A 5,881-nucleotide genomic window follows, 5' to 3' on the forward strand; every position below is an offset into this window, starting at 1 on the left:
GCCGTTCAATCCATCTATGACCGTCTCTTTGCAACCCACGCTATCAGTCGTGATAACCGCTCTACCTATCGCCATCGCCTCTTGCGTACTTCTAGGAAAACCCTCCCTGTACGATGGCAACACAAACACGCTAGAGCTAGCGATCCACTCATCCACATTATCCACAAAGCCCGGATATATCACGATGTCATCGTTTAGATACATATCTAGCTGCCGTTTTTTCAGACCGAAAGGATTTGTCTCGTCAAAGGAGCCCAAAATATAAAATTTCACCTCTTTGTGCTTTTGCTTTATAATCTTTGCGGCCCGTAGATACTCAAACACCCCCTTCTCCGCCAAAAGCCTGGCTACAAATATAAAACTCACGGGCTCTGCAGGCGCTTGAGAGTATTTAAATTTAGCCAGGTCGACCCCAATACCGCCTAAAATTTCAACACTTTTTACGCCGATTTTATATCTATCAATGAGGTCTTTTTTATCGTCGCTATTTAATAAGATGAGCTTATCGAGTAGAGGAAGGCTAAGCTTATAAAGCAAAATTTGAATAAATTTTATAAATTTCGTCTTGGCCGAAGATCCGTTTTTATGCAAAGTAAAAGCCCCGCCCAGCCCCTCAAGCATACCGACGATACGCGGCACCCCCGCTAATTTTGCCGCTATGGTGCCAAAAATTACGGGCTTTACGAAAAAGCTAAATACTATATCCGGCTGATATTTTTTAATGAGCCTTATCAAATCATATACCGCAAGAGCATCACCAAGCGGATTTAATCCTTTAGAATTTAGCTTGTAATCCAAAGCCGTAGCGCCGAGCTCCTTGATCCTGCTGCGTGAAGTATCGTCGTAGTCTCCCGCTAGGCAATAAATTTTAAAATTTTGCCCGGCGAGCTTTATGATAAATTCCTTCCTGAAATTTATCATCATAGAAGCGGCACCGCCTATAATAAAAATTTTTTTCAAAACGAGACTCTGTTATTGAATAATAGATATTTTATCACGGTGATAAAAAAAGCTATCAGGATAAAATACCCCAAGTAGAAGGTCTTTTTTGTGTTTAAATTTTTAAATAAAACGTAGGGGATAAAAAATTCAAAAACGCTAAATAGCAGATAAACTCTGCCTAAAATAGGGATGCCGTAAAATAAAATCCGCAACAGCGCCGCAAAATACGCGAGATTGTATAAAAATATGCTCTTTTTATCCGTCTCTTTTTTATAAAACAGCACAGACAGCATATTTGTAAAAAGAATAAAATAGATGCCCAAATAGCTAAAAATGCTTTCGCTATAAGGTTTCATATGATAAGAGACCAGATAGTCCGTGTAGATATTAGCAGGGATGTGATTGTAGATAAATTCCGCAACTATCTGAATAATCCCGATCCTATTAAATACAAAAAGTAGCATAAATACAAAAATCATCAAAGTGGTTTTATAGTGCTTTTTAAATAAATTAAATATTAAAAATAAAGGTATTATAATGATAATAGTCGGATGAAAAAGCACCCCTATGGCGGTAAGCATAAAAGATTTTAAAATTTTACGCTCATAGTATAAAATAAAAACTATCGGTATAAGGGTCGTAGCGATAACCGATCTAAGGGCATTGAATGACATGGCAAAAAACGACAATGTAAATAGAATATATGTAATAATTTGAAGCTTGTCGTCAAAATAATAAAATTTTTTATAAGTTTTGACCATATAATTCAAAGCAATAGTTTGTATTAAAGACCAAATGACAAAAAGTAATCCATAATTAATAGTTAAAGGGTTTAAATATTTTATCAAAAGATACATAATTATCCCTTTGTACAGGGAATATAATCTTTCTGTTTCTAAAAATAAAAATTTATACATTATATAATCGGTCCCGTAATTATCCTGAAACGCTACTAAAATAAAGAATATAGATAAAAAAGCGTAATATAGCAACGGTCGGATTTCTCTGTGTCTTATAGAAAAACCATATGCTAAAGCAGCGAAAAAATAAAATATAAAAATTGCGTATAAAGTGTACATATTTTAACTCATTGTCTATTTAGAGGTATTTTTCCTAACCCAAAGAGCTATCTCTCTAAATTTTAGATAGGCTTTTAATCCTAATAAATTATATATAATAACCCCGATCCTATCCTGCGTCTTAGAATTTTTATCTTTCAGCGCGATCGCGGAATTGTTTTTTATTATCTTATCCATTTTTATTAGCGCATCCTTGCTTAAATCGTCTAAATTATCCTTAAATTTATAAAAGGTCATAAATGCGTCTCTGAGCTTTCTGATCTCTATGGATTTTACAATATCTTTGTAATCACAGAAATATTTTTCTAGCTCGTCTAGGATATTAAATATAATTAAATCTTCAATATCGCCTTTGCTCGTCATGATAGAATTATCTCTTATAAAGTAAAAATAATCCTTCAGGTCGCAAAAAGCTATTTTGTCTGCTTTTGAAGCTATTATGGGCGTGGTCGCAAGGTCTTCGTATATCTGACCTTTTGGAAACCTAATGCCTGCAAATAACTCTTTTTTATAAATTTTAGCAACCGCACCGACATTATAAAATTTACCGCAAAATAGACTTTCTATACATTCCTTGGCTGTATGGATTAAAATAGGCTCATCATTTATACTTTTTTCATAAATTTTATCCTCACTGTCTTCATAAGCACGCCTAATTGAGGTGATAGCCATATCCACATCGCATCTATCTATCAAGCAATATAAATTTTGTATATAAAATTTACTTACCCAGTCGTCACTATCTATAAAAGTTAAATATTCACCGCTTACAATATCGATACCTGCGTTTCTAGCATCGCTAAGACCGCCGTTTTCTTTATGGATTACTTTTATGCGGCTGTCTTTTAGTGCATATTCATCGCAAATTTTAGAACAACCATCAGTACTTCCGTCATCAACCAATATTATCTCTAAATTTTTATAAGTTTGATTTATGATGCTGTCGATACATTTTCCAAGATACTTTTCGACATTATATATAGGTACTATTGCGGATATCAAAACTTCCTTCATAAATCCCCTTTATCATTTAAAATTATCGCGGCACCCAGTATACATACTACAAAATATCCTATTCCAAGCCCAACTACTGTTCCTACGGCACCATAAATAGGAACAAAATATAAATAAGCCACAACGGCACCGCCTAGGGCAAGTCCCCATTTATGAATAAGGAGTTTACCCAACTTCATTTTAATTATATATAAATTTAAAGCCTCGTTTAAAAATATAAGCGGCAAAATAAATAATAGATATCTAAAAATTTCTACTGCGTCGTTAAATTTAGCTCCGAATATTAAGCTTATTAAAATTGGCGATAAAAAATACATCGCCATAGACGTAAAAAGCGAAATAGCAACCATACCGCAAGCAAGCAGCCATATATTTTTCTTTATGGTGTATAGTTCGTCAAATTTATAAACAAATAAAGGCGCAAATGATACCGCTATAATTGGCGCCATAGCAGTCACGCTACCAAAAAGCTGAATCGCCGAGGCATATAACCCTAAAGTCGTACCATCACTTAGATAACGCGTCGCAACAATATCCGCCCTCAAAAATATACACATAAAGCAGATATCTAGAAAAAATGGTAGTCCATCTTTAAGAAGGGGCAAAATTTTATTAAAATCAAATGTAAAGAATAGTTCTTTATTTAAAATCTTATAAACCCAAAGCAGACCTAGCGCCATGCAAATACTCTCCAGCGTATATGTAAGCGCATAAATATAGATATTAGTAACCCCTAGCCAAAATAGCGATGCCAGAATAGTAATCTTGATGATCGTAAAACAGATATATAGCACGCTTCTATATTTTATCATCGTCTGAGATTGTAAAAAGGCCGTGACGATACCGAATGCTTCGTCTAACAAAATACAAAATCCGAGAATTAGAGCTAGATTAAACACTTTTACATCATCACCAAAATATACGAATGCCAAAAAAGCAATATATGCCACTATGCAGAAAAACGCCCTGATAAAAAAGCCGCTTCCCATTAAATATCTGCGCCGTATAGCATCCGCGTTCGTAAGCATAGGCACCATAATCTCTGCCGGATTAATATATGAAAGCGATTTGAAAATAACTACAAGCCCCAATAAATATTGAAAAGTCCCATATTTCTCAATCCCTAAAACTCTGGCTAAAATCGACGCAGTCACAATACTGCCGCCGATCCTAATACCATGTTCGAACAGAAGCCAGGAAATATTTTTGATAAATTTTATTTTGTTGCTCATAGTTTTAAGCTCAAAATCCTTTAAAAATTTAGATCGTATGATTGTATCCATCAAAAATTTAAAAGCAAATAAACAATATAAATAAATTGTGCGGATTTAAATTCGCCTATAAATAAATTATTCAAAATCTAAAGTAATTGTAAAAGCAATAAAGCAACTAGGTAAAATAACAGAGAAGTAAATAAAGTTAATATGCTTAGACATAACAATTGCTGCCAAAACCCAGACAAAACAATAAATCTTATCTGCCTCCAAAAAGTATAGAGTCATACCCTTTATAAATTTTTATAAAACAAAGGGGGAAGCCCAACTTACTCTCCTCCCCTTATTTTATATATTCTTTCTTATTGTTCTTTCTTGGATTTTTTAACCTTCTTTCCCGAAGCCTTTGACGAGCCGTCCTCTTTAGCCTCATCGTTCATTTTATCCATAGAGCCTTTTACTTTACTGCTCTGCTCATCCATAGAGTCCATATCCTCTTTTACTTTTTCTGATTTAGCGTTTGCTTTAGCTTTAGTAGATTTGATAGTATCTTTAGCTTTTTTACTTGCTTTTTTCTTGGCAGATTTTAGATCGCTAATGTCGGTCTGTCCGCTTACGGCAAGATCATCTTTAATAAGCTCAAATCTTTTATCGCCTATGCCTTTAATGTTTTTGATATCCTCGATATCTTTAAATTTATTATCCTTGCGGTAATCTATGATAGCCTGAGCTTTTGCCTCTCCGATACCGGGAAGTGCCATAAGCTCATCTTTGCTTGCAGTGTTTAAATTTACTGCTGCTAGCATAAATGCAGGAAGCGATAGAAATAGTGCGGATTTAAATAGGTTTTTCATTAAAAGTCCTTTTAGGTTGAGATATTTGTATTGCCAAATAAAACGTCTATTAGCATTGAGGCTTTTGCATACCTATCCCGCGTTAGTGCTAGAGAAGATATGTGCCGCTTTATATGCTTATTACGCTACCTTGCAATACGGTAGGGATTATATTTGTAGCGGGCTTAAAGGGAGATAAATTTAAGAGATATATTGAAATTTTATCTGTTCCGATCTCTTTTATTAAATAAATACCTTAAATTTTAGCCTGATCTTAAAAAGCAGATAGGCACGGATAAAGCTAGATATATTAAATTTAATAGCACCTTTTTTGCTTCCTCTTTGGAGACCGAAAAGGATAAAGCTATATATATTAAATTTAATACCGCAAGCATTGAAACGGGATTTGGATTTAAATCATGTAAAAGGCTAAGCGACGGTATTTATGAAATTTAGCCCTATCTTGCTGCGCACGGAGACTTTACACGTACGAGACTAGACGCATACGGCGAAGGGATACTGGTGTTATGAAAGGCGCGGATACTTTACATGCAAAGCTAGACGAGTAATCTTAATAAAATTTAGCCGCATTAATAAGCTTGCTTTTGTAGGACATGCTTTTCTGGGCTTGATTTTTAATAGAGTTTTATCTGCTTATAGAACGTTTCATTATATTAAGTAATAACGCCTGCCAAGCTTTATTTAGCATATAGTTTAAATCATTCGAAAGCCTTATAAGTTGCCGGCGGCTTTATAATTTAGATATAAAAACGCGGTAATGTATTAAAAACGAACGTAT

The 5,881-nt window shown here is 34.3% G+C and carries 4 protein-coding genes and 1 pseudogene; all 5 read right to left on the bottom strand.

All coding sequences use genetic code 11. The annotated features are described in order from the left end of the window. The coding region (locus Q0140_RS09465; protein WP_297964041.1) for a glycosyltransferase family 4 protein at positions 1–960 on the bottom strand (960 nt) is incomplete at its 3' end. Continuing rightward, on the bottom strand, positions 957–2,021 hold the full coding sequence (locus Q0140_RS09470) for an EpsG family protein (RefSeq protein WP_297964043.1): 1,065 nt from the start codon (positions 2,019–2,021) through the stop codon (positions 957–959). The genes Q0140_RS09470 and Q0140_RS09465, both read right to left, overlap by 4 nt. Positions 2,022–2,036: 15 nt before the next feature. Further along, complete coding sequence (locus Q0140_RS09475) at positions 2,037–3,023, bottom strand: glycosyltransferase family 2 protein (protein WP_297964045.1); 987 nt, start codon at positions 3,021–3,023, stop codon at positions 2,037–2,039. An 8-nt stretch (positions 3,024–3,031) separates the two neighbouring features. Further along, positions 3,032–4,267, bottom strand: a complete 1,236-nt coding sequence (locus tag Q0140_RS09480) for an oligosaccharide flippase family protein (protein ID WP_297964047.1) — start codon at positions 4,265–4,267, stop codon at positions 3,032–3,034. 596 nt (positions 4,268–4,863) lie between these two features. Beyond that, positions 4,864–5,103 (bottom strand): annotated as a pseudogene (locus Q0140_RS09485) (helix-hairpin-helix domain-containing protein); the annotation flags it as partial. Positions 5,104–5,881: the final 778 nt, after the last annotated feature.

The organism is uncultured Campylobacter sp. (genome assembly GCF_938045405.1).
Lineage (GTDB): Bacteria > Campylobacterota > Campylobacteria > Campylobacterales > Campylobacteraceae > Campylobacter_B.

What these genes read in the sequence shown, in the direction of transcription:
- Q0140_RS09480 (WP_297964047.1), bottom strand. Translation starts at nt 4,267, where the DNA reads ATGAGCAACAAAATAAAATTTATCAAAAATATTTCCTGGCTTCTGTTC.
- Q0140_RS09470 (WP_297964043.1), bottom strand. Translation starts at nt 2,021, where the DNA reads ATGTACACTTTATACGCAATTTTTATATTTTATTTTTTCGCTGCTTTA.